At 68.9% G+C, this 25,493-nt stretch carries 29 protein-coding genes; 24 read left to right on the top strand and 5 right to left on the bottom strand.

The annotated features are described in order from the left end of the window. Nucleotides 1–32: 32 nt before the first annotated feature. The 7 genes from ABD882_RS01630 to ABD882_RS01600 all read left to right on the top strand — a co-directional run bounded on the left by ABD882_RS01630 (nt 33) and on the right by ABD882_RS01600 (nt 6,426). Complete coding sequence (locus tag ABD882_RS01630) at nt 33–938, top strand: dihydrodipicolinate synthase family protein (protein ID WP_345183673.1); 906 nt, start codon at nt 33–35, stop codon at nt 936–938. Further along, nucleotides 935–2,023 carry a proline racemase family protein gene (locus tag ABD882_RS01625; protein WP_345183671.1) on the top strand — a complete coding sequence of 363 codons (1,089 nt, stop codon included), beginning with the start codon at nt 935–937 and terminating at the stop codon, nt 2,021–2,023. The genes ABD882_RS01630 and ABD882_RS01625 overlap by 4 nt, the downstream gene beginning before the upstream one ends. A 32-nt stretch (nt 2,024–2,055) precedes the next feature. Next, a complete protein-coding gene (locus tag ABD882_RS01620) occupies nt 2,056–2,820 on the top strand; it encodes an SDR family NAD(P)-dependent oxidoreductase (RefSeq protein WP_345183669.1) in 765 nt (254 codons plus the stop codon). Then, a complete protein-coding gene (locus tag ABD882_RS01615; RefSeq protein WP_345183667.1) occupies nt 2,820–3,584 on the top strand; it encodes an SDR family NAD(P)-dependent oxidoreductase in 765 nt (254 codons plus the stop codon). The genes ABD882_RS01620 and ABD882_RS01615 overlap by 1 nt, the downstream gene beginning before the upstream one ends. A gap of 34 nt (nt 3,585–3,618) precedes the next feature. Continuing rightward, nucleotides 3,619–4,995, top strand: a complete 1,377-nt coding sequence (locus ABD882_RS01610; protein ID WP_345183665.1) for an aldehyde dehydrogenase family protein — start codon at nt 3,619–3,621, stop codon at nt 4,993–4,995. A 30-nt stretch (nt 4,996–5,025) separates the two neighbouring features. Next, complete coding sequence (locus tag ABD882_RS01605) at nt 5,026–5,619, top strand: short chain dehydrogenase (protein ID WP_345183663.1); 594 nt, start codon at nt 5,026–5,028, stop codon at nt 5,617–5,619. A gap of 174 nt (nt 5,620–5,793) precedes the next feature. Next, entirely contained in the window at nt 5,794–6,426 is a 633-nt protein-coding gene (locus tag ABD882_RS01600) for a GntR family transcriptional regulator (RefSeq protein WP_345183661.1), read from the top strand. Nucleotides 6,427–6,447: 21 nt separating this feature from the next. On the opposite strand, the gene ABD882_RS01595 is transcribed toward ABD882_RS01600, so the two are convergent. Beyond that, nucleotides 6,448–6,786: a fibronectin type III-like domain-contianing protein gene (locus ABD882_RS01595; RefSeq protein WP_345183659.1), complete on the bottom strand. Its 339-nt coding sequence runs from the start codon at nt 6,784–6,786 to the stop codon at nt 6,448–6,450. A 309-nt stretch (nt 6,787–7,095) separates the two neighbouring features. Between ABD882_RS01595 and ABD882_RS01590 the strand changes: the two genes are divergently transcribed. Next, on the top strand, nt 7,096–8,457 hold the full coding sequence (locus ABD882_RS01590; protein WP_345183657.1) for an MFS transporter: 1,362 nt from the start codon (nt 7,096–7,098) through the stop codon (nt 8,455–8,457). 42 nt (nt 8,458–8,499) lie between these two features. On the opposite strand, the gene ABD882_RS01585 is transcribed toward ABD882_RS01590, so the two are convergent. Continuing rightward, nucleotides 8,500–9,513, bottom strand: a complete 1,014-nt coding sequence (locus ABD882_RS01585; RefSeq protein WP_345183655.1) for a LacI family DNA-binding transcriptional regulator — start codon at nt 9,511–9,513, stop codon at nt 8,500–8,502. Nucleotides 9,514–9,755: 242 nt separating this feature from the next. Here ABD882_RS01585 and ABD882_RS01580 point away from each other — a divergent pair, with 242 nt between their 5' ends. From ABD882_RS01580 to ABD882_RS01535, 10 genes are read left to right on the top strand one after another with little or no spacing between them, the layout of a single operon-like run. After that, nucleotides 9,756–10,526 (top strand): LamB/YcsF family protein, encoded by a 771-nt coding sequence (locus ABD882_RS01580; protein ID WP_345183653.1) that lies wholly within the window; start codon nt 9,756–9,758, stop codon nt 10,524–10,526. Between the two features lie 5 nt (nt 10,527–10,531). Further along, nucleotides 10,532–11,242 carry a 5-oxoprolinase subunit B family protein gene (locus tag ABD882_RS01575; RefSeq protein ID WP_345183651.1) on the top strand — a complete coding sequence of 237 codons (711 nt, stop codon included), beginning with the start codon at nt 10,532–10,534 and terminating at the stop codon, nt 11,240–11,242. Beyond that, entirely contained in the window at nt 11,239–12,237 is a 999-nt protein-coding gene (locus ABD882_RS01570) for a 5-oxoprolinase subunit C family protein (protein ID WP_345183649.1), read from the top strand. Before ABD882_RS01575 ends, ABD882_RS01570 begins: the two co-directional genes overlap by 4 nt. Beyond that, on the top strand, nt 12,234–12,995 hold the full coding sequence (locus ABD882_RS01565) for an SDR family oxidoreductase (protein WP_345183647.1): 762 nt from the start codon (nt 12,234–12,236) through the stop codon (nt 12,993–12,995). Before ABD882_RS01570 ends, ABD882_RS01565 begins: the two co-directional genes overlap by 4 nt. A gap of 10 nt (nt 12,996–13,005) precedes the next feature. Continuing rightward, nucleotides 13,006–13,692, top strand: coding sequence for a 4-carboxy-4-hydroxy-2-oxoadipate aldolase/oxaloacetate decarboxylase (locus ABD882_RS01560; protein ID WP_345183645.1), 687 nt, complete (start codon nt 13,006–13,008; stop codon nt 13,690–13,692). Further along, nucleotides 13,689–14,912: an aspartate transaminase gene (locus ABD882_RS01555; protein ID WP_345183643.1), complete on the top strand. Its 1,224-nt coding sequence runs from the start codon at nt 13,689–13,691 to the stop codon at nt 14,910–14,912. Before ABD882_RS01560 ends, ABD882_RS01555 begins: the two co-directional genes overlap by 4 nt. Then, nucleotides 14,909–15,958 (top strand): D-2-hydroxyacid dehydrogenase, encoded by a 1,050-nt coding sequence (locus tag ABD882_RS01550; protein ID WP_345183641.1) that lies wholly within the window; start codon nt 14,909–14,911, stop codon nt 15,956–15,958. The genes ABD882_RS01555 and ABD882_RS01550 overlap by 4 nt, the downstream gene beginning before the upstream one ends. Nucleotides 15,959–15,976: 18 nt before the next feature. After that, nucleotides 15,977–16,744: a glucose 1-dehydrogenase gene (locus ABD882_RS01545; RefSeq protein WP_345183639.1), complete on the top strand. Its 768-nt coding sequence runs from the start codon at nt 15,977–15,979 to the stop codon at nt 16,742–16,744. Next, nucleotides 16,744–17,784 carry an L-idonate 5-dehydrogenase gene (locus tag ABD882_RS01540; RefSeq protein WP_345183637.1) on the top strand — a complete coding sequence of 347 codons (1,041 nt, stop codon included), beginning with the start codon at nt 16,744–16,746 and terminating at the stop codon, nt 17,782–17,784. Before ABD882_RS01545 ends, ABD882_RS01540 begins: the two co-directional genes overlap by 1 nt. After that, a complete protein-coding gene (locus tag ABD882_RS01535) occupies nt 17,781–18,308 on the top strand; it encodes a gluconokinase (protein WP_345183635.1) in 528 nt (175 codons plus the stop codon). The genes ABD882_RS01540 and ABD882_RS01535 overlap by 4 nt, the downstream gene beginning before the upstream one ends. A gap of 66 nt (nt 18,309–18,374) precedes the next feature. Here the strand turns inward: ABD882_RS01535 and ABD882_RS01530 are convergent, their stop codons facing one another. Next, entirely contained in the window at nt 18,375–19,598 is a 1,224-nt protein-coding gene (locus tag ABD882_RS01530; protein ID WP_345183632.1) for a DNA polymerase domain-containing protein, read from the bottom strand. A 147-nt stretch (nt 19,599–19,745) separates the two neighbouring features. Here ABD882_RS01530 and ABD882_RS01525 point away from each other — a divergent pair, with 147 nt between their 5' ends. Genes ABD882_RS01525 through ABD882_RS01510 form a run of 4 tightly spaced genes read left to right on the top strand, consistent with a single transcriptional unit; the run spans nt 19,746 to nt 22,338 of the window. Beyond that, nucleotides 19,746–20,006: a DUF6458 family protein gene (locus tag ABD882_RS01525; protein ID WP_345183945.1), complete on the top strand. Its 261-nt coding sequence runs from the start codon at nt 19,746–19,748 to the stop codon at nt 20,004–20,006. Next, nucleotides 19,990–21,117 carry a serine/threonine-protein kinase gene (locus tag ABD882_RS01520; protein ID WP_345183630.1) on the top strand — a complete coding sequence of 376 codons (1,128 nt, stop codon included), beginning with the start codon at nt 19,990–19,992 and terminating at the stop codon, nt 21,115–21,117. Before ABD882_RS01525 ends, ABD882_RS01520 begins: the two co-directional genes overlap by 17 nt. A gap of 14 nt (nt 21,118–21,131) precedes the next feature. Continuing rightward, nucleotides 21,132–21,542: a hypothetical protein gene (locus ABD882_RS01515; protein WP_345183628.1), complete on the top strand. Its 411-nt coding sequence runs from the start codon at nt 21,132–21,134 to the stop codon at nt 21,540–21,542. Further along, on the top strand, nt 21,532–22,338 hold the full coding sequence (locus tag ABD882_RS01510) for a DUF1206 domain-containing protein (protein WP_345183626.1): 807 nt from the start codon (nt 21,532–21,534) through the stop codon (nt 22,336–22,338). The genes ABD882_RS01515 and ABD882_RS01510 overlap by 11 nt, the downstream gene beginning before the upstream one ends. Before the next feature lie 19 nt (nt 22,339–22,357). Here the strand turns inward: ABD882_RS01510 and ABD882_RS01505 are convergent, their stop codons facing one another. Then, on the bottom strand, nt 22,358–22,513 hold the full coding sequence (locus ABD882_RS01505; protein ID WP_345183624.1) for a hypothetical protein: 156 nt from the start codon (nt 22,511–22,513) through the stop codon (nt 22,358–22,360). Between the two features lie 256 nt (nt 22,514–22,769). Between ABD882_RS01505 and ABD882_RS01500 the strand changes: the two genes are divergently transcribed. Further along, nucleotides 22,770–23,414, top strand: a complete 645-nt coding sequence (locus ABD882_RS01500; RefSeq protein ID WP_345183622.1) for an MIP/aquaporin family protein — start codon at nt 22,770–22,772, stop codon at nt 23,412–23,414. An 83-nt stretch (nt 23,415–23,497) separates the two neighbouring features. Here the strand turns inward: ABD882_RS01500 and ABD882_RS01495 are convergent, their stop codons facing one another. Then, nucleotides 23,498–24,154, bottom strand: a complete 657-nt coding sequence (locus ABD882_RS01495) for a TetR/AcrR family transcriptional regulator (RefSeq protein ID WP_345183620.1) — start codon at nt 24,152–24,154, stop codon at nt 23,498–23,500. A gap of 151 nt (nt 24,155–24,305) precedes the next feature. Here ABD882_RS01495 and ABD882_RS01490 point away from each other — a divergent pair, with 151 nt between their 5' ends. Further along, the gene (locus ABD882_RS01490; protein ID WP_345183618.1) at nt 24,306–25,493 is read left to right on the top strand and encodes a thiolase family protein; all 1,188 of its coding nucleotides are present in this window, start codon (nt 24,306–24,308) and stop codon (nt 25,491–25,493) included.

The following is a 25,493-nucleotide window of genomic DNA, read 5'->3' as shown; positions in this document are numbered from 1 at the left end:
ACAGACCTCACAGCTCTCGAAAGGACTGCATCATGACTCGCAAGAACGCCAACCTCGGGGGCGTGCTCGCCGCCATCCCCACCCCGTTCACCGCTGATGGCGCCTCGATCGACCCGGAGGCGATCCGAGCCCAGGTTGAGCGCATGGTCGCCGGAGGCGTAGCAGGAGTCGTGCCGACCGGCACCTCGGGCGAGTTCACGAGCCTCACACCCAAGGAATACCGTGAGGTGATCCGCCTCAACGTCGAGGCCGCCGCCGGACGTATCAAAGTGGTGGCGGGGATCGGGCACACCTCGACGGCCGGAGCGGTCGACCTCGCCTGCTACGCGGAAGAGGTCGGTGCCGACGCAGTGATGGTCGTGCCACCGTTCTATGATCCGCTCTCCTTCGAGGCTCTGAAGGCGTTCCTGGCAACGGTCGCCGATTCCATCGGACTGCAGATCATGTACTACAACGTGCCCAGCGCGACCGGCATCGCGCTCGACGCGGATCAGCTCGCCGAGATCGGCGACATCGACGGCGTCGACTACTTCAAGGACACCTCGGGCGATGCCGTGTCACTCACAGATGTGCTCACGAGCCGCACCGATCGGATCACCGCTTTCAACGGCTGGGACACGCTGACTTTCCTCGGCATCGCGCTCGGTGCGAAGGGTTCGGTGTGGGGCGTCGCCTCGGTCGCGCCGGCTCAGGCCGCTGAGCTGTTCCGTGTCATCGCCGAGGAGAAGGATCTGGATCGTGGTCGCGAGCTGTGGGCGCCGCTCTGGAACCTCAGCTCGGTGCTCGAATCGGTCAACTACCCGGCCGGTCTGAAAGCCGCGCTTGAGCTGCTGGGCACCCCGGTCGGGCCGGTCCGCGAGCCGCTCCTGCCGCTCGCGGACGCTGACCGAGAGCGCATCGCCGACGCGCTCCGCACGCTCGGAGCGCTTGCGGTATGAGCCCGGGGGCGGAGAGCGGATCACTCTTCTCGGTCGAGACCATCGAGGTGCACGCCGAGGGCGAACCGGGACGTGTCATCCCGAACGCGGAACGGTTCGTCGAGGGCTCCACGATGGCCGAACGCTTGGACTTCTGCGTCCGAGAGCTCGACGGGCTGCGCCGGCTGCTGCTGCGCGAGCCCCGCGGCTATCCGGCGACGTGCGGAGTGTTCCTGCTCCCGCCGGTGACGGAGGGCGCTGACTTCGGCATCATCGTGTTGGAGCAGGGGGGCTTCACGCCGATGTCCGGCAGCAATACCATTTGCGCGGTCACCGCGGCCGTCGAGACCGGCATCGTGCCGGTGCGCGGCCCAGAGACCGAGGTCATGATCGACACCGCGGTCGGCCTCGTCCGAGCAACAGCGCACGTCGAGGAGATCGGCGATCGGGTCAAGGTTCGGTCCGTGACGGTCGCGAACGTTCCCTCGTATGCCGTGCAGATCGACCAGCCGCTTACGGTGCGGGAGTTCGGCGAGATCCTGGTCGATGTCGCCTTCGGCGGCCAGTTCTTCGTGCAGCTCGACATCTCACAGCTCGGCATCAAGCTCTCGCCCGCCAATGCGAAGCGGATCACCAGAGCCGCGGCACTCGTGAAGCTCGCCGCGCTCGAGCAGATCCCGGTGCAGCATCCCGTGAATCCATCGATCAACCGGGTCGCGATGATCATGCTGCACAACGGGGACCGAGCGCCGGGCAAGCAGGCGCAGAACGCGAACGTGCTCACGAGTTCGCCCATCCTCGCGGATCGCGAGGAGAGCTGGACGGGCGTGCTCGACCGCTCGCCGTGCGGTACCGGCACAAGCGCGCGGATGGCGGCGCTGCACGCTCGTGGGCAGCTCGGTCTCGACGCGGACTTCTCGCACCGGAGCATCATCGGCAGCGAGTTCATCGGCCGGCTCGTCGGCGAGACGATGATCGGCGACATCCGCGCAGTGTTGCCCACCATCACCGGTCGTGGCTGGATCACCGGCCGCGCGACCTGGGAGCTGGACCCCACGGACCCGTATCCCGAGGGTTACACCGTCGGCGACATCTGGTCCGCGTAGTGACGACCGCAACAGAATCGGAGAGAACAACGATGAGCAAGCGATTCGAGGGCAAGGTCGCCCTGGTCACCGGCGGTGGTGGCGGGATCGGATCGGCGACGTGTCGCCGGCTGGCAGCCGAGGGCGCGCGCGTCTTCGTCGCCGACGCCGTCGCGGAAAGCGCCGCCGTGGTCGCGGCCGGGATCCGGGACGCGGGCGGAGACGCCCACGAGATCGTGTTCGACCTCACCTCGGCCAATGCATGCCGCGACGCGGTCGCCGAGATCGAGACGCAGACCGCGCGTGGGGCCATCGACGTCCTCGTCAACAATGCCGGTGCCATGCGCCGCGGCGCGCTGCTCGACACGAGCGCGGCCGATTGGGATCTGAGCTTCGCCGTAAACGTGGACGCACTGTTCCACATGTCCCGCGCGGTGCTGCCCGCCATGATCGCCGCTGGCGGCGGTGCCATCGTGAACACCGCCTCTCAGTGGGGACTCAGCCCGGCGCCCGGACATATCGCCTACAACGTCACGAAGGCCGCGGTCGTCTCGTTCACGAAGAGCCTCGCACGGGACTACGCTCCCGATCGGGTGCGGGTGAACGCGATCTGCCCGGGCGAGATCCATACGCCGATGCTCGAGCGGGGCATCGCGGAGAAGGGCAAGACGATCGCCGAGCTCGACGCGCTCGTGCCTTTCGGCCGCATCGGTACTCCGGACGAGGTCGCAGCGCTCATCGCGTTCCTCGCATCGGACGAGGCGGAGTTCATCTGCGGCGCCTGCGTCGAGATCACCGGGGCGCAGGCGGTGGCGTGATGACCGAGGTCCTCGGAGAACTCGCCGGCAGGCGGATCCTCGTCACCGGCAGTTCTCGCGGCATTGGCCGCGCAACCGCCGCGTTGCTGAACGAGCGCGGCGCGAGCGTCGTCGTGCACGCCCGTGCCGCCTCCGAACACACTGAGAGCCTGCTCGCCGAGCTGAGCGCTCGCGGGTCCGCGCGCGTCGCGCTCGTCACGGGCGACCTCGACGGGATCGCCGGCGCGAGCGCCGTTTGGGACGCGGCGGCCGCAGCCTTCGGCGGCCTCGACGTGCTCGTGAACAACGCGGGTGCCTGGATCGCTTCGGCCCTCGAGCCGGCGGAGGCCTGGCTGACAGGCTGGGAGGCCAACCTCGGGCTGAACCTGTTGGCGCCGGCGGAACTGTGCCGTCGCGCGATCCTCCACTTCGCTGACAACGGCGGTGGCGTGATCGTGAACCTGGCCAGCCGGTCCTCGCATCGCGGCGATGACGCCGAGCACCTCGCCTACGGTGCGGCTAAGGGCGGTCTGCTGGCACTCACCAAGGGCATCGCGCGCAGCTACGGTCGCGACGGAGTGCTCGCCTACGCGATCGCCCCCGGATGGGTCGGGACGGAGTTGGCAGATGGTGCAATCGAGCAATCTGTGCGGGACGCGCTGCCGCTCGGCGAGGTGACGCCGGCACGGGACGTGGCGGAGGTCGTCGCCTTCCTCGCGACGGGGCGCGCTCGTCACACGACGGGCGCGACGATAGACATCACGGGCGCGGACTACGTCCGGTGAACACCTGGACGACGAAAGACAGGAGCACAAACACATGGCGAACTACCGGGTGCAGAACCCCGCGACGGGCGAGATCCTCGAGACTTTCCCCTCTGCGACGGACGAGCAGGTAGAGCAGCAGCTCGCCGCCGCAGCCGCTGCATACCGTGAGTGGCGGGCGTGCAGCGTGCAGGAGCGGGCGGCCGTGCTCAAGCGCGTCGCGCAGATCTTCGCGGAGCGCCGCGACGAGCTCGCGACGACCATCGCGGTGGAGATGGGCAAGTCACTCTCGGAGAGCCTCGAAGAGGTCGATTTCGCCGCGTCCATCATCGACTACTACGCGGTGCACGGACCCGCGCTCATCACCTCGTATGAGATCCCCAGCACGATTCCGGGCAAGGCCGTGATCGAGCACCTCCCGCTGGGCGCCCTGCTCGGCGTGATGCCCTGGAACTTCCCCTATTACCAGGTCGCACGCTTCGCGGCACCCAACCTGGTTCTGGGCAACACGATCCTGCTGAAGCACGCGGACATTTGCGCCCGATCGAATCTCTTGATCCAGGAGATCATGGAACAGGCTGGAGTCCCGGCCGGGGGCTACCAGGCGCTGTTCACGTCGCACGAGCAGATCGCGACGATGATCGCCGATCCCCGGGTCCAGGGTGTCTCGCTCACCGGCTCGGAGCGCGCCGGCGCCATCATCGGCGCCCAGGCCGGCACCCATCTCAAGAAGTGCGTGCTCGAGCTGGGCGGCATCGACCCGATGGTTGTGCTCGACTCCGACGACGTCGCCGCGGTCGCAAAGGCCGCCTGGGATTTCCGTGTCTACAACGGCGGTCAGGTCTGCAACTCGAACAAGCGCATGATCGTCATGGCGGACATCTACGACGAATTCGTTTCCGAACTCATTAAGCTCGCTGCGGGTCTCGTGCCCGGCGACCAGATGGACTTGGCTGATGGTGAGTATGTTCCGCTTTCGTCCCGTGTGGCGGCGGAGACGGTGCATGCCCAGGTGCAGAAGGCCGTTGCTGAGGGTGCGACTCTGGAAGCCGGTGGTGTTCTGTCTGACGGCCTGGGGGCCTATTACTCGCCTGCCGTGCTGACCGGAGTTCCGCGCGCTTCTGAGTCGTACCGTGAGGAGATCTTCGGGCCGGTCGCCACGGTGTACAAGGTGCACAGTGACGAGGAGGCTCTGGAACTGGCGAACGACTGCGCGCTTGGCCTGGGCGGATCCGTGTTCTCGGCCGACGCGGCGCGAGCGGCCCGGGTCGCGTCGCAGCTCGAGGTCGGAATGACGCACGTCAACATCATCGCTGCGGAGGCGGCGGAGATCCCGTTCGGCGGGGTGATGCGCTCCGGCTTCGGTCGGGAGATGGGCCCGATCGGCATTGGCGAGTTCGCCAACAAGCGCCTGTACTTCGTTGCGGAATGACGAACATCGAAAAGAGAAGAGAGCACACGCATGAAGATTCTGATCGTCGGAGCTTCGGGGCATGTCGGATCCGCTGCCCTGGCCGCATTGCAGACACGACATGACGTCATCGGGGTGAGCCGCACCACGGCGCCGTCGGTCGATCTGCGCGACCCCCGGTCGATCGTGCGGCTCTTCGCCGAGATCGGCGAGGTCGACGCGGTCGTATCCGCGTATGGATCCGCGCCGTTCAAGGCGGTTACGGATCTGACGCCGGACGACCTCGTCGCCGCCTTCGAGGGGAAGGTCATGAGCCAACTCAACCTGCTACGCATCGGTCTCGACCACGTGAGCGACGGCGGCTCCTTCACCCTCACGACCGGGGTCCTGGCACGGGAGGCCGTCCCGATGGGGTCGGCGTCGGCCATGGCCAACGGTGCGGTCGAGTCCTTCGTGATGTCGGCGGCGGCGGAACTGCCGCGCGGCATCCGGCTGAATGCGGTGAGCCCGAGCGTGCTGGCCACGGCACCGCACTATTTCGATGCGTTCGCGGGCTTCGAGCCCGTCCCCGCAGAGCGAGTCGGCCGGGCGTTCGTGCGCTCGGTCGAAGGGGTCGGCAACGGCCGGGTCTACGCCCTCGACTGAGTTCCGCGCGCGCCCCTCGTGGCGTGGTAAGATTGTCTTACTATTTGCGGCGGATTCGTCCGTCGTGCCAGAAGATCAGGACTCCGGATGCCCGCAGCCAGCGACCACTCGTCTCGCACCGCCCCGTTGCGTGTCGGTTCAGCGCGTGTCACAGCGGTGTCGAGGAAAGAGGCCGTGCGGATCGAGATCCGGAGGTCCATCATCACCGGCACGCTCAGGCCTGGCGAGAAGATCACGGAGATCCAGCTCGCTGAGTTGCTTGATGTGAGCCGTCCCACGGTGCGCGAGGCGCTCAACGCGCTCGCCGAGGAGGGGCTCGTCGTCCAGGAACCGTACCGGGGCCTCCGCGTCGCTTCCCTGGAGGCGGGCGCGATCCACGACATCGCAGTCGGGCGGATCGCACTGGACCTGGTCGCCATTGATGCGATCCTCGCAGACCGCACAGACGAGCGATTCTCACGGATCGAAGCCGGATGGGAAAACTACGAAGTCGACTGCTTCGATCTGGATCCAGTCGTCCAGCACGACGCCCATCTCGCGTTCCACCGATGCATTTGGAACGCGTCCGACAACTATCTGTTGGCGAAACTCTGGCCCGTGACGGCGGCGCAACTCACGATCGCCCTTGCCGAGGATCAACGTCACCGCGCTGATCCCGAGCGAGAGCATCGGGTACACAAGAAGCTCATGACAGCTCTGCGCACACGCGATCGGGAGGTCATACATCAGACGATCGCCGAGCACACGCTCACGAGCGCTGACGAACTCATCACCATGTTGAAAGAGGGGCGACCAAGCATCCGCTGACCATCGCAGGAGGTCGGCGGATCAGGCGATCGCAACGTCGGAGAAGAGTACCCGTTCGGCGGTGGCGAGGAGGCGTGTCTCTCCCTCGACTTCGAACGAGATTTCGGCACAACGGTCGTCCGAGCCGAAGCCGATGAACCAGTCGACGATGGCCGGCTCGATCGCGAAGTCGTGCGTCAGGTTCGTGTAGACGAGTTGCTCCGCGTACACGGTGAAGGCGATCCTTCGCGATTCTCCTGGCGCGAGTTCGACTCGGGCGAAGCCGGCGAGCTGCTGGGCGGGCCGGGTGACTCCCGCGGTGTAGACGCGGAGATAGAGCTGCGGGGTCGCGGTGCCGGCGCGATCCCCCGTGTTCGTCACGACGGTCTCCACCCTCGGCGACGCCGCGCATGTTGGCCGAACACAGTGCCGACAGCTGTGACGCATTTGGCAACGAGATTGGCACGATGGGAGATCTGTCCGATGAGGAATGTCGGGTTTCCGCGGGTGACGAAGGTGTAAACGGCACAGGAATGGCACGATGCTTGCCATCGATCGACGCCGATTCCTACAGTTCGAGCAGGCGGATCGCCACCGTCTCTCCCGGAAAACGCACAGGACGCCACGTCGGATCCTGGCGAACGGCCCCGACTGCCTGCCCCTGCTTGATCCACCGCCAATGGAGGCGAAATGACCATATCTGCGACCCACCGGAAGACGCCGGCGAAAGCCGCGATCGCCTCATGGATCGGAACCACGCTCGAGTACTACGACTTCGCCGTGTACGGCACGGCATCGGCCCTGGTGCTGAACGTACTGTTCTTCTCGAAGGATCTGGATCCCGGCATCAGCACCCTGCTCGCGATGGCCACCTTGGCGGTCGGCTACGTGGTGCGCCCTCTGGGCGCGCTGGTCCTGGGACCGCTCGCCGACAGGTTCGGGCGCAAATTCGTGATGATGCTGACGCTGTTCGGCATCGGCGGCTGCACCTTCCTGATCGGGTGCCTTCCGACCTACAGCCAGGTGGGCGCCCTCGCCCCGATCCTGCTGGTCGTGATCCGGGTGATCCAGGGGCTCTGCGTCTCGGGTGAGCAAGGCAGCGCGATCACCATGAGCCTGGAGCATGCGCCCGAGAAGCGCCGCGGGTTCATCACGAGCTTCACCACGAGCGGATCCGCGTCCGGTGGTCTGCTCGCCACGGGCGTGTTCATCCCCTTCGCGGCGCTCCCCCAGGATCAGCTCCTCGGCTGGGCCTGGCGCGTGCCGTTCTGGCTCTCGGCCGTCGTGGTCGTCGCCGCGTACATTATCCGTCGCCGGCTGGAGGAGCCGCCGGCCTTCCTCGAGACGCAGGCCATCAAGGTGCGGATTGCGCCGCTGTCGCAGGCGCTGCGGTTTCACTGGGTCGCGATCATCCGGGTCGCGGCGTGCGCGCTGATCGCCGGCGTGAGCTACGTGTTCGACAGCTTCTCCGTCGCGTTCGCCACCACGGGCTACCACCTGGACAAGCCGACGATCCTGTGGGTCGGCGTCGTCACGAGCATGATCGCCTTCGTGTTCACTCCGTTCGCTGGGCTCCTCTCCGACCTGATCGGCCGCAAGACGGTGTTCTTGATCGGCGCCATCGGGGCCGGGGTCCTGATGATGCCGTACCTGTGGTCGATCACGACAGGCAACTGGCCGCTGATCTTCGCCCTGGGCATTCTCTGCAAGGCGTTCTTCTACTCGACCGTCAATGCCGCATGGCCGGCATTCTTCGCGGAGATGTTCCCGAACCGCGTGCGGGCCTCGGGGCTCACGGTCGGCACTCAGATCGGCTTCGCGATCGCGGGAGGCATCGCGCCCGTCGCCTCGGCGGCGCTCGCGGGCAGCAGCCTCCAGAACTGGTTCGGGCCGGCGATGCTAGCACTCGCCATCACGGTGATCGCAGCGATCGCGGCCCTCACGGCGAAGGAGACGCGCCGGTACACGCTCGATGAGATCGATGAGCTGCAGCAGAGCGAGCGGGAGAAGGAGGTCGTCACTGCGGCGATCGTGTTGCCGACGACGGCGTAAGGCGTCACCTGCAGAGACCCGGGCCCGGTCGCGGCCCGGGTCTCACACGTCTCCGCGAGGCCCTGTCGACGCCCGGACAGTGAGATGCGCCGAGATGTGGTCGATGCGGTCCGAGCGATCCCGCGTCGCGAATCTGCCGATCAGCATGTCGACGGCTGCGCGGCCTGCGCTCTCGCCGGGAGAGGTGACGGTGGTGAGCGGCGGGTGCGAGAAGGACGCGCCGAAGATGTCATCGCACCCCACGACGCTGAGGTCGTCGGGGATCGACACTCCGAGCTGATGGAAGCGATCCAGCGCACCGATCGCCAGCACGTCGTTGAAGAAGATGCACGCCGAGGCGCGAGTGAGCACGACGGCGTCGGCGGCGGCCGCGCCGTTGGCGAGCGTCGGCTGATACCGGCCGACCGCGACGATCTCGATGTCCATCTCGCTCGCGGCCGCGGAGATCGCGTCGAAGCGCGTCCGGTCCGTCCATGATCCGTGCGGACCTCGCACGTAGGCGATGCGGGTGTGGCCGAGGGAGTTCAGATAGTGCACGGCCTGCCCCAGCCCCGCGGGGGTGTCGATCACCACTCCGGACAGTCCCGGCGCCGCCCTGTTGATCACGACGGTCGGTGCCACCTGGGCGACCGCGCGCAGCGCCTCGTCGTCGATGCGGGGGGAGGACACCACGATGCCGTCGACGGTCCTCGCCATCTCGCGAAGCCACTGCTCCTCCATGGGCAGCGACTCCTCGGTGCTCACCAGGAGGTGCAGGTAGCTCGCCGCCCGGATCTGGGACTGTGCGCCTCGGGTCACGTCGAGGTTGAACGGGTTGGTGAGGTTGGGCAGGACGAGCGCGATCGTCCCTCGGGCGAGCCGGCTCTCGGCCGCCGGCAGGAGAGCCGAGGTGTAGCCCATTTCCTGCGCCTTGGCGGTGATGCGTTCGTACATCACGGGGCTCACCCGGTTCGGGTTGGACAGCGCGCGGGAGACCGTGGACGGGGCCACTCCGCAGGCTTCTGCGATCTCGCTGAGTGTGACGCGGCGCTGGACGCGGCGAGCGGGGACGACCATGCGGGAAACCTCCGGGATCGATGAGGTCGCCGGATCCTGTCACGGGTTCGGCTGAGAACGACGGGTCTCCTTGATGCTATCTCGTGTGGCACAGAAATTGCCAGATGGCGCGGTCGTCACCTTGAAAACATAGGAGGTGTCGAGGATGAATGGCACGAACTTGGCACAGACAAGCATCCCGAGATGCCGATCGCCCTAGCCTGATCCCTGGCAGCGTTCACGATGAGGAGAGGAGCTGCATCATGACTCGCAAGATCGATCTGGTCGCAGATCTCGGCGAAGGGTTCGGCCCATGGCGCATGGGCGACGACGCCGCGTTGTTGGACATCCTCACGTCGGCGAACATCGCGTGCGGTTTCCACGCAGGAGACCCGCAGATCATGGACGAGACGGTCCGCGCCTGCGTCCAGCGCGGAGTCGGCATCGGCGCCCACCCGTCCTTCCCCGACCTGCAGGGATTCGGCCGTCGCGACATGGGCCTGACGGCGGACGAGGTCCGCACGGACGCCCTGTACCAGGTCGGGGCGCTGCAGGCGTTCGCCGCCTTCCACGGCGCGAAGATCGCCCACCTCGCTCCGCATGGCAGGCTGGGAAACCTGGTCGCCGTCCGCGAGGACTACGCGGACGCCGTCGCCACGGCCGCACACCGACTGGACCCAGAGCTCATCGTGCTCGCGCAGGACGGGAAGCTCGCCGAGGCCGCGCATGCGGCCGGTCTTCGGGTCGGCATCGTGGGCATCGCCGACAGGGCCTACGAGGACGACGGGACCCTGGTGCGCCGGACCGAACCGGGCGCGGTGATCCACGACGCCGAGGAGATCCGGCGTCGCACGGTACGGATGGTCGTGGACGGCGTGATCGAGAGCCGCAACGGAGCCCTCATCCCCGTCGCCTGCGACACGGTGCTGATGCACGGCGACACGGCGGGCGCGGTCGCGCTCGCACAGCAGATCCGCGATGGCCTCGAGGCCGCCGGCGTCGTGATCGCCCCGCTCGCCGACTGGCTGGAGTGATCGGCATGACACGCGCGACCGTCGTGGTCTCGCCCAGCGGGAACTCCGCCCTGCGTGTGGCGAGCATCCTGGCGGACCGGGAAGCCGGTTGGCGGCTCGTCCATCACCTGGCGCGGTTCGTCGATGCATCCCATGTGCCCGGCGTCGAATGCGTCATCCCCACCTACGACGCGGCGCTGATCGAGATCAACCCGACCGAGGTCTCTCTCGACGGACTCCGCGACTATCTCGCCCACGTGGTCGAGGGGCTGGACATCGATCTGCCGCTCACAGATGCGCCGCGCACCTTCGACGTCCCCGTGCTCTACGACCTGGACGGCGAACTCGACCTGCAGGACGTCGCGGTTGCCCAGGATCTGAGCGCTGCGGAGATCGTCCGCCTGCACAGCGACCCGCCTTACGTCGTGCGCTGCCTCGGTGCACCCGGCGGATCCCCGATGCTCGACGGTCCGGCGTTCCCGCACCCGGTGCCCCGGCTGGCGAGCCCGCGCGCCCACGTGCCGCAGGGAGTCGTTTCGGTCGCCGGACGGCAGGCCACGATCACACCCGCCGCCGCTCCGGGCGGCTGGGCGCTGATCGGGAGGACTCCGCTGACTGTGCTCGATCTCGAGTCCGAGCCGTTCGTGCCGTATGAGCCCGGCGACCTGATCCGCTTCCGCCCGATCGACAGGGACGAGTACGAGTCGCTGCGGGGAACACGGATGGTGGCACGATGACCGCCGGAAGCCTCACGTTCGTCGAAGCCGGCGCGACTCAGCTCACCGATCTCGGGCGCAGACGGGGACCGCGCTACGGCGTGCCAGTGAACGGCGCCCTCGACCAACGGTCGGCACGCATCGCGAACATCCTCGTCGGCAACCCCGACGAGGCGCCTCTGCTGGAGATGACGGCCCTCGACGTCGAATTCATCCCCGACGTCGACATCCTCATCGCCGTCGCCGGAGCGGACGGCCATCTCACCGTGGACGGCGTCATGCGTCCCCTGAACCAGCCGGTGTCCGTCCGCGCCGGGCAGGTCGTCGGACTGCGGCACATCCAGAGCGGCGTGCGTGCATACCTCGCCGTCCGGGGCTCCTTCGAGGCGCCGCAGCTCCTCGGCAGCTGCGCCCCCGACTCGGTCCTCGGCTTCGGCGGTCGCATCGCGAACGGCGCATCGATCCCCGTGCTGCGGGCGACGGAGCCGATCTTCAACGACCACTTCACGTCCGAGCTGTACTGCCTCGACGCGCCGCATCCGCCGACGGGCTTCGTCGTGGAGGTCACGGACGGCCCCGACATCGACGACTTCGCCGGCACCGCTGATCGCCTGTTCGCACAGCCGTATCTGGTCACGCCGACGAGCAATCACATCGGCCTGCGGATGACCGGGCCCTTGCCCGAGCGCCAGGCGAAGGGTGAAGTACTCTCTCGCGGCGTGCCCGTGGGCGCGGTCGAGGTGCCGCCGGGCGACGAACTCCTGGTCCTGCACCGCGGCCGCGGCGTGACCGCCGGCTATCCCGTGCTCGCCGTCGTGACCTCGAGCTCGCTCGACGTCCTCGCCCAGGTGCGTCCAGGGCAGCGTGTGCGGTTCCGCCGCATCTCAGCGGCGGACGCGGCCGCGCGGGCGCGCGCCGACCGGGTCGCCCTCGAAGCTCTCCGTCGTCGGGTCCAGGCCGTCTTCACAGCCCTGGACGCCCTCTCATCTGTCATCACCGGAAGGACCCCCTCATGACTTTCTCCGATTACCGCGTCGCCGTCGTCACCGGCGCGACGAGCGGCGTCGGTCGCGGCGCGATCGACCTGTTCCTTCAGAGGGGGCTCACCGTGCACGCCCTCGCCCGTGACGAGGCGCGCCTCGCGACGCTTGCGGAGAAGGGGGTGATCACGCATGCGCTGGACGTGCGCGACACCGCCGCCCTCACTAGCGCGCTCGATGGGCTGGAGGCTGACATCGTGCTCAACAGTGCGGGGGTGAGCCGCGCGGGGAACATCCTGAGCTCTTCGGCTGAGGATCTCGACGACCTCATCGACGTGAACCTCACCGCGGTCATGCAGATCCTCCGCCTGGTCTACCCCGGCATGGTGGCGCGGGATCGGGGTCATGTCCTCAACATCTCCTCGATCGCCGGGCATTACAACTTCTTCGGCCACACCGCGTACCACGCGACGAAGGCTGCCGTCCACCAGCTCTCGCGCCAGCTGCGCAACGACGCGCTCGGCAAGCGGGTCCGGGTCACGGAGCTCAGCCCCGGACGCATCGAGACCGAGATCTTCTCGCGCAACCTCGGTGGCACCCCGGAGACGGACGCCTCTGCCTGGGCCGAGTTCTACGAGGGATTCGAGTCGCTGACCGTCGAGGACATCGTCTCGGCGATAGAGTACGCGGTCGATGCTCCCGCCCACGTCAACATCGGGCTCATCGAGCTCATGCCCACCTTCCAGGTGCCCGGCGGCCTCACCTTCGACCGCCGGACGCAGGACGCCGAGTAAAGGACACGTCATGGTTCACGTCACCACCAGGATCGAGCGGGCCGATGTGTCCGACATCGCCCGCCTCGGCGCGTTCAGCGCCGCGACCATCCACGAGGCGCAGGGCCGCCGGGGCGCCCTCGATTCCCGCATCAAGCCCATCGATCGAGACGCCTCGTTCGTCGGATCCGCGTTCACCGTCGTCTGCGCGCCGCGCGACAACCTGATGCTGCAGGTCGCGATCCACTACGCCCAGCCCGGCGACGTGCTCATCGTGTCCGCCGGCGGATTCGCCGAGGCGGGCATGTTCGGCGACGTGCTCGGCAACGCCTGCAAGGCGAAGGGGATCGCGGCTCTCGTCACCGACTCCGGTGTGCGCGACACGCAGGAGCTGCGCGAGCTCGGGCTGCCGGTGTTCTCCGGCAGCGTCTCGATCAAGGGCACGGTGAAGGAGACCCTGGGCGCCCTGAACCAGCCTGTGGTGTTCGGCGACGAGTTCATCCGCCCGGGCGACATCGTCAAGGGCGATGCCGACGGCGTGGTCGTCGTCCGGCGGGAGGAAGCCCGCGAGGCCGCCGAGCTCGCCGCGGCGCGTGACGCCCATGAAGCGGACCTGATCCAGAAGTACTGGGCCGGAGGCACCACCATCGACCTGTGCAACCTGACCGAGGTGCTGAAGGCGAAGGGGCTCACCACCGACATCGAGGAGGCGTCGTGAGCGGCACCGTGGCGTCCTCCTTCCGGGGAGCGGAGCGACTCGGCCGGATCAAGCCGTCGCCAAGCACCGCTGCGGCCGCGCGCGTGCGGGAGCTGAAGGCAGCGGGGCGCCGGATCCTCGACCTCACCGTCGGCGAACCGGACTTCGACACCCCGGATCACATCAAGCTCGCCGCGATCGCGGCGATCCAGGCAGGCGAGACGAAGTACACGCCCGTGAACGGCACGCCTCGTCTTCGGCAGGCGATTCTCGGTGCGCTGCGACGCACGCACGGGATCGAGTACTCGGACGCCGAGATCGCGGTCGGCGGCGGAGGCAAGCAGGTCATCTTCCTCGCGCTCATGGCGACGGTCGATCCCGGCGACGAGGTGCTGATCCCCGCACCGTACTGGGTGTCGTACCCGGACATGGTGCGCGCGAACGAGGGCACCCCGGTGATCGTCCAGACCTCGGCAGAGTCCGGGTACAAGCTCACCGCCGAGCAGCTCGAAGCCGCGATCACCGACCGCACGACGTGGCTGATCCTGAACAGCCCCGGGAACCCGAGCGGCGCGATCCACACTCCCGATGAGCTCGAAGCGCTGGCCGCCGTGCTGCGCCGGCATCCGGCGGTGTCTGTGCTCTCCGACGAGATCTACAGCGAGATCTCGTTTACAGGCTCGCCCGCTCCGAGCCTCGCGGCCGTCGCCCCGGATCTGCGTCACCGTGTGCTCGTGGTCTCCGGGGTCTCCAAGTCCTACGCGATGACCGGCTGGCGCCTCGGCTACGCGGCGGGCGATCCGGTACTGGTCGGGGCGATCAACACGCTGCAGTCGCAGACCTCGTCCTGCCCGTCGTCGATCAGTCAGGCGGCCGCGGCGGCGGCACTCGACGGACCGCAGGACTTCCTCGCGGAATCCGTCCCCGTGTACCGGGAGCGCCGCGACGCGGCCGTGGCGGGTCTCGCCGCCGTCGATGGGCTGACCCCGCTCGTCCCGGACGGCGCGTTCTACCTCTACGTGGACTGCGCGGCGCTGATCGGCAGGACCACGCCGGACGGTCGGGTCCTCGGGAGCGATGAGGATGTGACATTGCATCTCCTGGACCATGCGGGCGTCGCCGTCATCCAGGGTTCCGCCTATGGGCGGTCGCCGTTCTTCCGGATCTCGTTCGCGACCGACATCGACACGATCACCTCGGCGATCGACGCGATCGCCGAAGCCGTGGGAGACCTCCGATGACCGGCCGTCTGCGGGTGGCGGTCGCCGCCTCGCTCGCCCCGGAGCTGTGCGAACTGATCACGACCCTCGAGCCGCGGATCGACCTGGTCGCCGACCAGTCGCTGCTGCCGCCGATGCGGCATGCCGCCGACTTCTCCGGAGACCCTTCGTTTCGGCGCACGCCCGCGCAACAGGCGGCGTACGAGGAGATGCTTGATTCCGCGGATGCGCTCTACGGCATCCCGGACGTCGATCCCGCCGCGCTCGCCCGCGTGGTGCGCGCCAACCCGTTGCTTCGCTGGGTGCACACGATGGCCGCAGGCGGCGGGGGTCAGGTGCGCGCGGCGCAGCTGAGCAGCGGCGAACTGGGGCGTGTCGTGTTCACGACTTCGGCCGGTGTCCACGGCGATGCGCTCGCGGAGTTCGCCGTCTTCGGCGTGCTCTCGGGGGCGAAACACCTTCCGCGACTGCTGCGGCAGCAGCGCGAGAGGGAGTGGAGCGGGCGCTGGACGATGGCGCAGGTCTCCGACCAGACCGTGCTCGTGCTGGGGCTCGGCGGGATCGGTGCGGCCGTGGCGGCGAAGCTGGCGGCGCTCGGCGTCACCGTCCTCGGCACCTCGCGACGAGGCGCATCCGTTCCGGGCGTGTCCCGCACGATCCACCCGGACGCCGTCGCCGAGGTGCTCCCGCACGTCGATGCGGTCGTCACCACACTGCCGGGCACGGACGCCACACATCATCTCGTCGGGCGGGAGTTCCTCTCCCGGCTGAAGCAGGGCGCGACGATCGTCAACGTCGGCCGCGGCACGGTCGTCGACGAACCGGCACTGCTCGAGGCGCTGGACGCGGACATCGTCGGCTTCGCGGCGCTCGACGTGTTCGAGGTGGAGCCGCTTCCCGCGAGCAGCCCGTTGTGGGCCCATCCGCGGGTGCTGGTGAGCCCGCACACGGCGGCTCTCGACGAGCGGGAGGACCGCCGCATTGCGGAGCTGTTCGCCGAGAACGCCACCCGCTTCCTCGACAGCGCGCCGATGCGCAACGTCGTCGACACCGTCGAGTTCTACTGATCGGAGATGAGAGAGACGATGACCAGTCCTTTCGACCTCACCGGGCGACGTGCCCTGGTGACGGGATCCAGCCGGGGCATCGGCCTCGCCATCGCACGCACGCTGTTGAGCTCGGGGGCACATGTCGTGATCCACGGCCGTGCCGCCGCCGTGGTGGCGGCGACGGCGTCGGCGCTCGCCGAGGAGTTCGGCGCGGAGGCCGTGAGCACGGCCGTGTTCGACGTCACGGACGAGACCTCGGTCGTCGCGGGCGTCGCCGCGATCGAGGCCGCGGGGGCGATCGACATCCTGGTGAACAACGCCGGCGTCCAGCACCGCGAGCCGATGCTGGAGGTGAGTCTGGCGGACTGGGATCGCGTCATCCGCACCGACCTCACCAGCGCGTTCCTCGTCGGGCGCACCGTGGCCCGGGCGATGGTCGTGCGGGGTGCCGGGGCGATCGTGAACATCTGCTCGGTGCAGACGGACCTCGCCCGTCCCACCATCGGCGCGTACACCGCCGCGAAGGGCGGACTGCGCAACCTCACCAAGGCGATGACCGCTGAGTGGGCGCCGCACGGCGTCCGCGTGAACGGCGTCGCGCCCGGCTACATCCGCACCGAGCTGACGCAGGCGCTCCTCGACGACCCGACGTTCAACGCGTGGGTCCTCGGACGCACACCGGCAGGACGCTGGGGGGAGCCCGAAGACATCGGCGGCGCGGTGGTGTGGCTCGCCTCGGACGCCTCCCGTTTCGTCACCGGACAGGTCGTCTTCGTCGACGGCGGAATGACGGCGGTGGTCTGATGCCGAACGCATTGCACGCCATCGTGATCCACAAGGCCGGAGATCTCCGCATCGATGAGATCCCCGAGCCCGTTCCCGCCCCGGATGAGGCCGTGATCGACGTCGTCTACGGCGGCATCTGCGGATCCGACCTGCACTACTGGCAGCACGGCGCCGCCGGGGAATCGATCCTCCGCGCCCCGATGGTCCTCGGCCACGAGGTCGTGGGCGTCGTGCGCCGCGCGGCGCCGGATGGCAGCGGTCCCGCGGAGGGCGCGCGCGTCGCCGTGCACCCGGCGACGCCCGTGAAGGAGTACGTCCGCCATCCCGCGGACAGGCCGAACATCTCCGGGGGCGGCTATCTCGGGTCCGCCGCGCGGTTCCCGCATCGTGACGGCGCCTTCGCGCATCGCGTCGCGATGCCGACCCGGATGCTGCGCGTCCTCCCCGATCGGATCGACCTCAAGGACGCCGCGCTCATCGAACCGGCCAGCGTCGCCTGGCACGCGGTCAATCGGGTCGGCGACGTCACCGGCTCATCCGCCCTCGTCGTCGGCTGCGGTCCAATCGGCCTGCTCGCGATCGCCGTGCTCAAGGCTCGCGGCGCCCGGCACATCACGGCCGTCGACCTGCACGACCGGCCGCTCGCGATCGCGGAGCAGCTCGGCGCGGACACCGTTCTCAAGCAGCCGGACGACGCCGACGTCGTTGCCATCGACGCCGACGTCGTGATCGAGTCCTCCGGAAGCCATCGTGGCCTCGACACGGCGATCCGCGGAACCACCCGTGGCGGAGCGGTCGCGATGGTGGGCCTGCTCCCCAGCGGCCCTCAGCCGGTGCAGATCGCGCTCGCGATCGCGCGAGAGCTGGATCTGCTCGGATCCTTCCGCTTCAACGACGAGATCGACGAGGTCATCGTCGCCCTCGCCGACGACACCCTTCGCGTCTCGCCCGTGGTCAGCCACATCGAACCGTGGCGCTCTGCCGAGAAGGCTTTCGCCCTCGCCGCCGATCCCAGGGTCTCCAGCAAGGTCCTGCTCCGTTTCGGGAGCGCCCGGTGAGCGCGCTCGCGAGTGCGCCGATCGTCGTCGTGATGGGGGTGTCCGGCTGCGGGAAGTCGACGATCGGGGCCGCCTTGGCGGACCGTCTGCGCGTCCCGTTCCAGGACGCCGATGACCTTCATCCGGTATCGAATGTCGACAAGATGGCGCAGGGCGTGCCCCTCACCGACGCGGACCGCGCACCCTGGCTCTGCGCCATCGGCGGCGCGATGGCGCAGAGCATGACCTCGGGCCTCGTGGTCGCCTGTTCCGCACTCCGCCTCGCCTACCGGGACACCCTGCGACGCCATTCGCCCGACGTGTACTTCCTGCACCTGTCAGCGACGAGGAACGTGCTCGCTGCGCGGATGGTCGTGCGATCGGCGCACTTCATGCCGCTCAGCCTCCTGGAGTCCCAGCTTGCCACGCTGGAACCGCTCACCACGAAGGAGAACGGTCTCGCGGTCGACGCCGAGCTCAGCGTCGACAGGATCCTCGGCATCGCCGAACCGGCGATCCGTGCCTTCGCCCCGCACGAAGGGTGATGTTCAGCACGCCCATCATGAGGGGTTCAGCAGCGCACGCGCGGTTATCGGACCCGGCTCGAGCTCTCAGCCCTGCCAGCTCTTCCCGGCCCACGGGTCGTAGTCGGCGAGCAGCGGTTCCTGCTCGGGGCGCGACTCCTCGGGCACGTGCTGCAGGTTGATGCGCACGCGGTACCAGAGCGAGCTCGATCCGCGCATGCCGTCGATCAGCACATCGGCGGGCTGCAGCAGTGCCGCGACGGGCGCGTGCGTCGAGCGCCACCGGTCGAGCGCGGCCAGTGCCTCGGGCTTCGTCTTCGTGCGTGCGATCTCGATGAGCGGCATGGTCGACACCCGACGACCGGATCCGTCCACGCCGTGCGGCGGCTTCTCCGCGGGCCCCAGCTCGTCGGCCAACGCGAGCAGGGCCGACAACGAGCCCGCTTCCCGATCGACGCCCTGATGCGGATCGCCGATCTCGGCGAACCTCGCGCGTACAGTCGGCACCGTGAACTCCTCCGGGCGGCGCATCCGCACCTCATCCCAGGCGAGCGGTGTCGACACGCGGGCATCCGGCAGCGGACGGATCGAATACGCGGAGGCGACGGTGCGATCCTTCGCGTTCTGATTGAAGTCGACGAACACGCTCTCGCCGCGCTCCTCCTTCCACCAGCGCGCGGTCGCGAGCCCCGGGGCGCGGTTCTCGACCTCGCGCGCGAGAGCCTCGGCGGCGAGGCGCACGGCCGTGAAGTCCCCCTCGGCACGGATCCGGACGAGAATGTGCATGCCGCGCGATCCGCTCGTCTTCGGCCAGCCGACCAGGCCGCAGTCGTCGAGGACCTCGCGCACCACGAACGCGGTGTCGACGATCTGCGACCACTCGACGCCGGGCATCGGATCGAGGTCGACGCGCAGCTCGTCCGGGTGCTCGAGGTCGTCGGCGCGCACCGCATGCGGGTTGAGGTCGAGGCATCCGAGGTTGGCGATCCAGGCCAGGCCGGCGGCATCCGTCACGACGGCCTCCTCGGCGGAGCTCCCCGACGCGTAGCGCAGCACCGCACTGCCGATGTAGTCGGGATGCGCGGGCACGCGCTTCTGGAAGAACGGCTCGGCGTCGATGCCTTTCACGAACCGCTTGAGCACCATCGGCCGCCCGCCGGCCCCGCGCAGGGCGCCGTCGGCGACCGCCACGTAGTACTCGACGATGTCGAGCTTGGTCACGCCGACGTGCGGGAACACGACCTTGTCGGGGTGCGACACACGCACCTCGCGGCCTTCGATCTCGAGGAACGTCTCGGCTCGCCCTGCCATGCCTCCACGGTAGACGGCAACGGATCGCGCGGCCAGGGGGTGTCCGGCGGGCCACGCAGAAGCCATGCCGACCTCGCGGAGCGCAGCCGCAGACCATATCCTGGTGAACGCGTGGCGCCGTCCGGCTCCGCGGGGAGGGACGGAATCATGGGTATCGGAAGCGGCATCGCGCTTTTCGTCATCGGAGCGATTCTCGCCTTTGCGATCAACATCGACACCGGTGGCTACGTGGATCTTCACCTGATCGGCTACATCCTGATGGGGGCGGGTGTCGTGGTCTTCCTGATCAGTCTCGTGCTCGTCTTGCGCAGCCGGCGGACGAGCATCGTCGAGCGCAGTTCGGTGGATCCGGCCAGTGGGGACCGTGTGACGCGCAGAAGCGTCCGCGACGATGACAGCCTCGCCTGAGCGCAGCACAGCCGCATCTGGTTCTGATGGCCTGACCGGGCATCTGCTCGGCGAGCGGTACGAGCTCGGTCGGCGCCTGGGCGAAGGCGGGATGGGCGTCGTCTATCAGGCGAAGGACAGGAGGCTTTCGCGCACCGTCGCAGTGAAGGTGTTCCGGGACGGCGCGACCGGATTCGCACGGACGACGTCCGAGAAACACCTGCTCGCGGGGCTCAACCATCCGGCGCTGGTCACCCTGCACGACGCGCACGTGGAGGGCGAGGCTCCGCGGTACCTCGTCATGGAGTACGTCGACGGGCCCACGCTGCAAACGCGGCTCGCTCGCGGACCGTTGTCCGCGCGTTCCGTTCTGCGCGTCGCCGACGATCTGAGCGAGGCGTTGATCGCGGTCCACGCCGCGGGCATCGTTCACCGCGATGTCAAGCCCGCCAACGTGCTGCTGCGCTCCTCGCACGTCCCCGGCGAGGAATTCCGCGCCAAGCTCGCCGATTTCGGGATCGCCCGCCTCGTCGACACCACGCGGGTCACCGTCCCGGGTGCCGTCATCGGCTCCGCCGCGTACCTGAGCCCGGAACAGGTCACGGGGGCGACGCCGCTGCCCGCCTCCGACATCTACTCACTCGGGCTGGTGCTGCTCGAGACGCTCACCGGACGACGCGCGTTCGCACAGGACGGCCTGCACGAGGCGGCTCTGGCTCGGCTGACGCAGGATCCGGTGATCCCGTCGTCCGTCGGGGCGGACTGGGGCGCCCTTCTGACCGCGATGACCGCCCGTGATCCGGCGGATCGGCCCTCGGCGATCGACGTGTCGGCACGCGTGAGGCGTCTTGACTCGGAGGCCGCGGCGGCGTCGGACGCGACGATCACGCAGACGGCTGTGCTCCCACCCTCTGCGGAATCGATGCCCGCACAGGGCGCCGTGCCTGCTCCACGTCGACGCAGGCTCCGCCGGCCGGTCGTGGCGGCGCTGGTCGCGGCCGTCGTCGTGATCGCCGGAGGAGCGCTGTGGGGCGCGCTCCGCAGCGAGCCGACGGCACCGCCGGCCCTGCCGTCCGTCGAGGAACCCCTCGCGACGCACCTGCAGCAGCTGATGGATGCGGTGTCGCCGTGAACGGCCGAATGCGGATGACGGTCATCGGGGCGATCCTCGCCGTCGGTCTGAGCATCACGGGGTGCGCGAGCAATGCCGGGGTCGACGCGCACACGAGCCAGCGGTGGCAGGCGCAGATCGTCGCGATCGCCGCGTCCGCCCACGCGAGCGACGATGCGACGGCGTTGACGAAGCTCGATGTCCTCGAGGCGGAAGCGACGCAGGCCCGCAGGAACGGCGAGATCAGTGCGGAGCGTGCCGCGATCATCCAGCAGTCCATCGCCCTCGTCCGTGCCGATCTCGAGTCGGCCGCCGCAGCGCCCGGGACGATCATCGGAACAGACGCGCCCGCGCCGGCCACGCCCTCGAACAACGGCACAATGAACGGCAAGGGCGCCAAGAGCGGGAAGAAGGACCAGAACAACGGAGACGGCAATGGCAACTGAGGCCGCGTCGACCGCGAGGGCGGCCCGGCGATCCTCAGCCTTCCGGTTCTTCGCGCGCACCGGTTACGTCGTGCTCGGTCTCCTGCACATCGCGATCGGCGGGATAGCGATCTCGATCGCCACGGGCGGAGGCGGTGGCACCGCCGACCAGGGCGGAGCCCTGCAGCAGATCCGGCAGACGCCGGTGGGCATCGTGCTCCTGTGGATCATCGTGGCGGGTCTCTTCGCGCTCGCCGTCTGGCAGATCACCGGGGCCGTGCTCGAGCGCGATCCCGACTCCACGAAGAAATGGGGCCTCCGGATCAAGTTCATCGGGACCGCGATCGCCTATGCCGCCGTCTCCGGCACCGCCCTCACCGTTGCACTCGGCGGACATGCCGCTCCTTCGGACTCCTCGCGGTCATTCAGCGCCCGCCTGCTGGCCGTGCCCGCCGGGGTCGGGCTGCTCGTCCTGATCGGTCTCATCGTGGGCGTGATCGGCGTCGCGTTCATCGTGCGCGGCATCACCCGCGCCTTCACGAAGAACCTGAATCTTCCGCACGGGGCTGCGCGCACGGGCATCGTCGGTTTCGGCGTCGTCGGCTACATCGCGAAGGGGATCGCGATCGCCGTGGCCGGAGTGCTCTTCGTGATCGCGGCGCTCACTCACGACCCCGCGGCCGCGGGTGGTCTGGATTCCGCGTTGCACGCGTTGGCGGGCCTGCCGTTCGGCTCTGCGATCCTGTGGACCGTGGGCGCGGGACTCATGGTGTACGGGCTGTTCTGCCTCGCCCGGGCCCGCCTGGAGGCGATGTGACCGGTGCGGCGCCCTCGCGTCAGCCCGCGGCAGGGCGGGGACGACCGGAGACCGCGCGGAGGAATCGCCGCACGCGGCTCTCCCGGCGGGCCGGGATGTAGAAGTCCGGATCGACGTCGATCGGCGGATAGACCGCGGTGCGGCGCTGCTCGATGGCGCTCGTGATCTCGGGCATCATCGCCTCATCTCTCGATCCTGGAGCTATTTATTCCGAATCGTGGAATAGAAATTTTAGATAATGAAATCGTATGATCGATCGACGCGCGGGTCAAGAGTCCCGGTCGTGAAATCGCGTATTCATTGCGGCTGCTCCCAGCAGATTGACAGGAACCCGGTATTCTGGCTCCCGCTACTCAGGGGGGCGCCGGCCGGCGTGCAGGAGCGGACGCGATCCGCCCTCACCCTCGACCTGATGAAAGAAGGCATTCGAAATGACAGGTATAGCTCGGAGCGCGCTCGCTGAGGCGATCTCGACGTTCCTCTTCGTGTTCAGCATCATCGGTGCGGTCAACAGCAAGAGCGCGCTGACGCCCCTGGCGATCGGCCTCGCGCTCACGGTTCTCGTCTACGCCGCGGGCCACATCTCGGGCGCGCACCTCAACCCCGCCGTCTCGCTCGGCGCGCTGATCCGCGGCGCGATCGGCGCCTCGGCCTTCGTCGCCTACATCATCGCCCAGTTCGTCGGCGGTGCACTCGCCGCCCTGGTCAGCTTCGCGGTGTGGCCGCGCGCCGCCGAGTCGATGAAGATCGATCTCGGTCCGGCGTTCCTCGTCGAGGCGCTCGTCACGCTCGCCCTGGTGTGGGTCGTGCTGAACGTCGCCACCTCGAAGGACAACGCGAACAACTCCTTCTACGGTCTGGCGATCGGTGGCACCGTCTTCGTCGGTGCCGTCGCCGTCGGCGGCATCTCGGGCGGCGGCTTCAACCCGGCCGTGGGTCTCGGGCTCGCCATCAGCGGCCAGTTCGGCTGGAGCAACCTGTGGCTGTACATCGTCGCCCCGCTGGTCGGCGCCGCGATCGCCGCGGTCCTGTTCCGCGTTCTCAACAGCGACGACCTCAAGAAGGCCGACGCCTGAGTCGGATCCTCTCCGGATCGCCCCGTTCTCACCCGAGCGCGGGGCGATCCTCGTTCCCGGGTGGTGCGGAGCGCCAGCCCCGGTCAGTGCGCGCGGAGGCCGTCGAAGACCACCCGGGTGACGTCGCGGGCGAGCTCGTCGGCGGTCAGCGAGGTGTGTCCGGGGCGATACCACTCGATGATCGAGTTGATCATGCCGAAGATCAGTCGGGTCGCGACCGAAGGACGGATGTCGGCCCGCAGTGCGCCCTCGCGCTGCGCCGACTCGACGAGCCGCGCGACGCGCTGATCGAACGCGCGCCGGCGCACCAGAGCGGCGCGCTCGATCTCGCTGTTGCCGTGCACGCGCAGCAGCAGCGTCACCTGCGGCAGCCGGCTCGCGAGCACGTGCACCGCGCCCTGGATCACCGTCACCAGCTGCGTCGCGGCGGGCAGCTCGTCGGCGAGCGCGCCGTCGAGCACGGCCTCCAGTCCGCTGAGCGCGTCGTCGAGGGCGATCTCGAGGATCTGCTCCTTCGAGTCGAAGTGGTGATACATCGCGGCCTTGCTGAGGCCCAGCTCCTCGGCGAGCGATGACACGCTGGTCGCGTCGTAGCCCTGCTCGTTGAAGAGCCGCACCGCGATCTCGAGCACCTGCGCCCGGTCATAGCCCGGGCGCCCACGGCGCACACGCGGCGCCACGGCGTCGGTCGCGTCCGGCGCGCCGGCGGCCTGGGTGGCGTTCGCGGATGGCGTGGTCATCCGGCTCATTCTGCCACCGCGCGCCGACCCGGACTTGCCCGCCCCGCCCGCGTCTGCCATTCTTTTACTGAACGATCGGTTGGGAAACTCTCCTTCGGGACGGATCCTGTCCGCGAGACGCCCTGTGCGAAGACGACCCGGGAGGATGACGATGTCCGAGGCCTACCTCATCGGCGGCGTGCGCACGCCGGTCGGCCGTTATGGAGGAGCCCTCGCTGGAGTCCGCCCGGATGACCTCGCCGCACTCGTGGTCCGCGAGGCCGTGAATCGTGCGGGCCTTCCCGACGACGCGGTGGAGGAGGTCATCCTCGGCGCCGCGAACCAGGCGGGCGAGGACAACCGCAACGTCGCGCGCATGGCGGCGCTGCTCGCGGGGCTGCCCGATTCGGTCCCGGGCATCACCGTGAACCGGCTGTGCGCCTCCGGCATGTCGGCCGTGGCGTTCGCCTCGCAGGCGATCCGGGCCGGTGACGCCGACGCGATGGTGGCGGGCGGCGTGGAGTCGATGACCCGCGCGCCCTGGGTGCAGGCCAAACCCGAACGCCCCTGGGCCAAGCCCGGAGAGGCCTTCGACACCTCGATCGGCTGGCGCTTCGTGAACCCGCGCCTCGCCGCGCGCGACAAGGCCACGTTCTCCATGCCGGAGACGGCGGAAGAGGTCGCCCGCGTCGACGGCATCACCCGCGCCGACGCCGACGCCTTCGCGCTGCGTAGCCATCAGCGGGCCATCGCCGCGATCGACGCCGGCCGCTTCGCTCCCGAGATCGTCGCGGTGCCGACGCCGCGCGGAGGCTTCGTCGACACCGACGAGGGCCCGCGGCGCGACACCACGCTCGAGGTCCTCGCGGGGCTTCGGCCGGTGGTCGCGGGCGGCAGCGTCGTCACGGCGGGCAACGCCTCGTCGCTGAACGACGGCGCCTCGGCGATCGTGGTCGCCGGATCCGCCGCGATCGACCGGTACGGCCTGGTGCCGCGCGCCCGGATCGTCGCCTCCGCCTCCGCGGCTCTCGCGCCCGAGATCATGGGTCTCGGCCCGGTCCCCGCCACCCAGAAGGCGCTCGCGAAGGCGGGGCTCACGGTTGCCGATCTCGGCGCCGTGGAGCTGAACGAGGCCTTCGCGACGCAGTCGCTCGCCTCGATGCGCCGACTGGGCCTCGACCCCGAGATCGTGAACGTCGACGGCGGGGCGATCGCGCTCGGGCACCCGCTCGGCTCCAGCGGCAGCCGGATCCTGATCACCCTCCTCGGCCGGATGGAGCGCGAGGGCGCCCGATATGGCCTCGCCACGATGTGCGTCGGCGTCGGCCAGGGCACCGCGATGATCCTGGAGCGGGTGTGA

Source organism: Microbacterium panaciterrae, assembly GCF_039541635.1.
Classification (GTDB): Bacteria; Actinomycetota; Actinomycetes; order Actinomycetales; family Microbacteriaceae; genus Microbacterium; species Microbacterium panaciterrae.
Note: the sequence above shows the minus strand (reverse complement) of the source record. Positions and strands in the feature narration are given on the sequence as shown.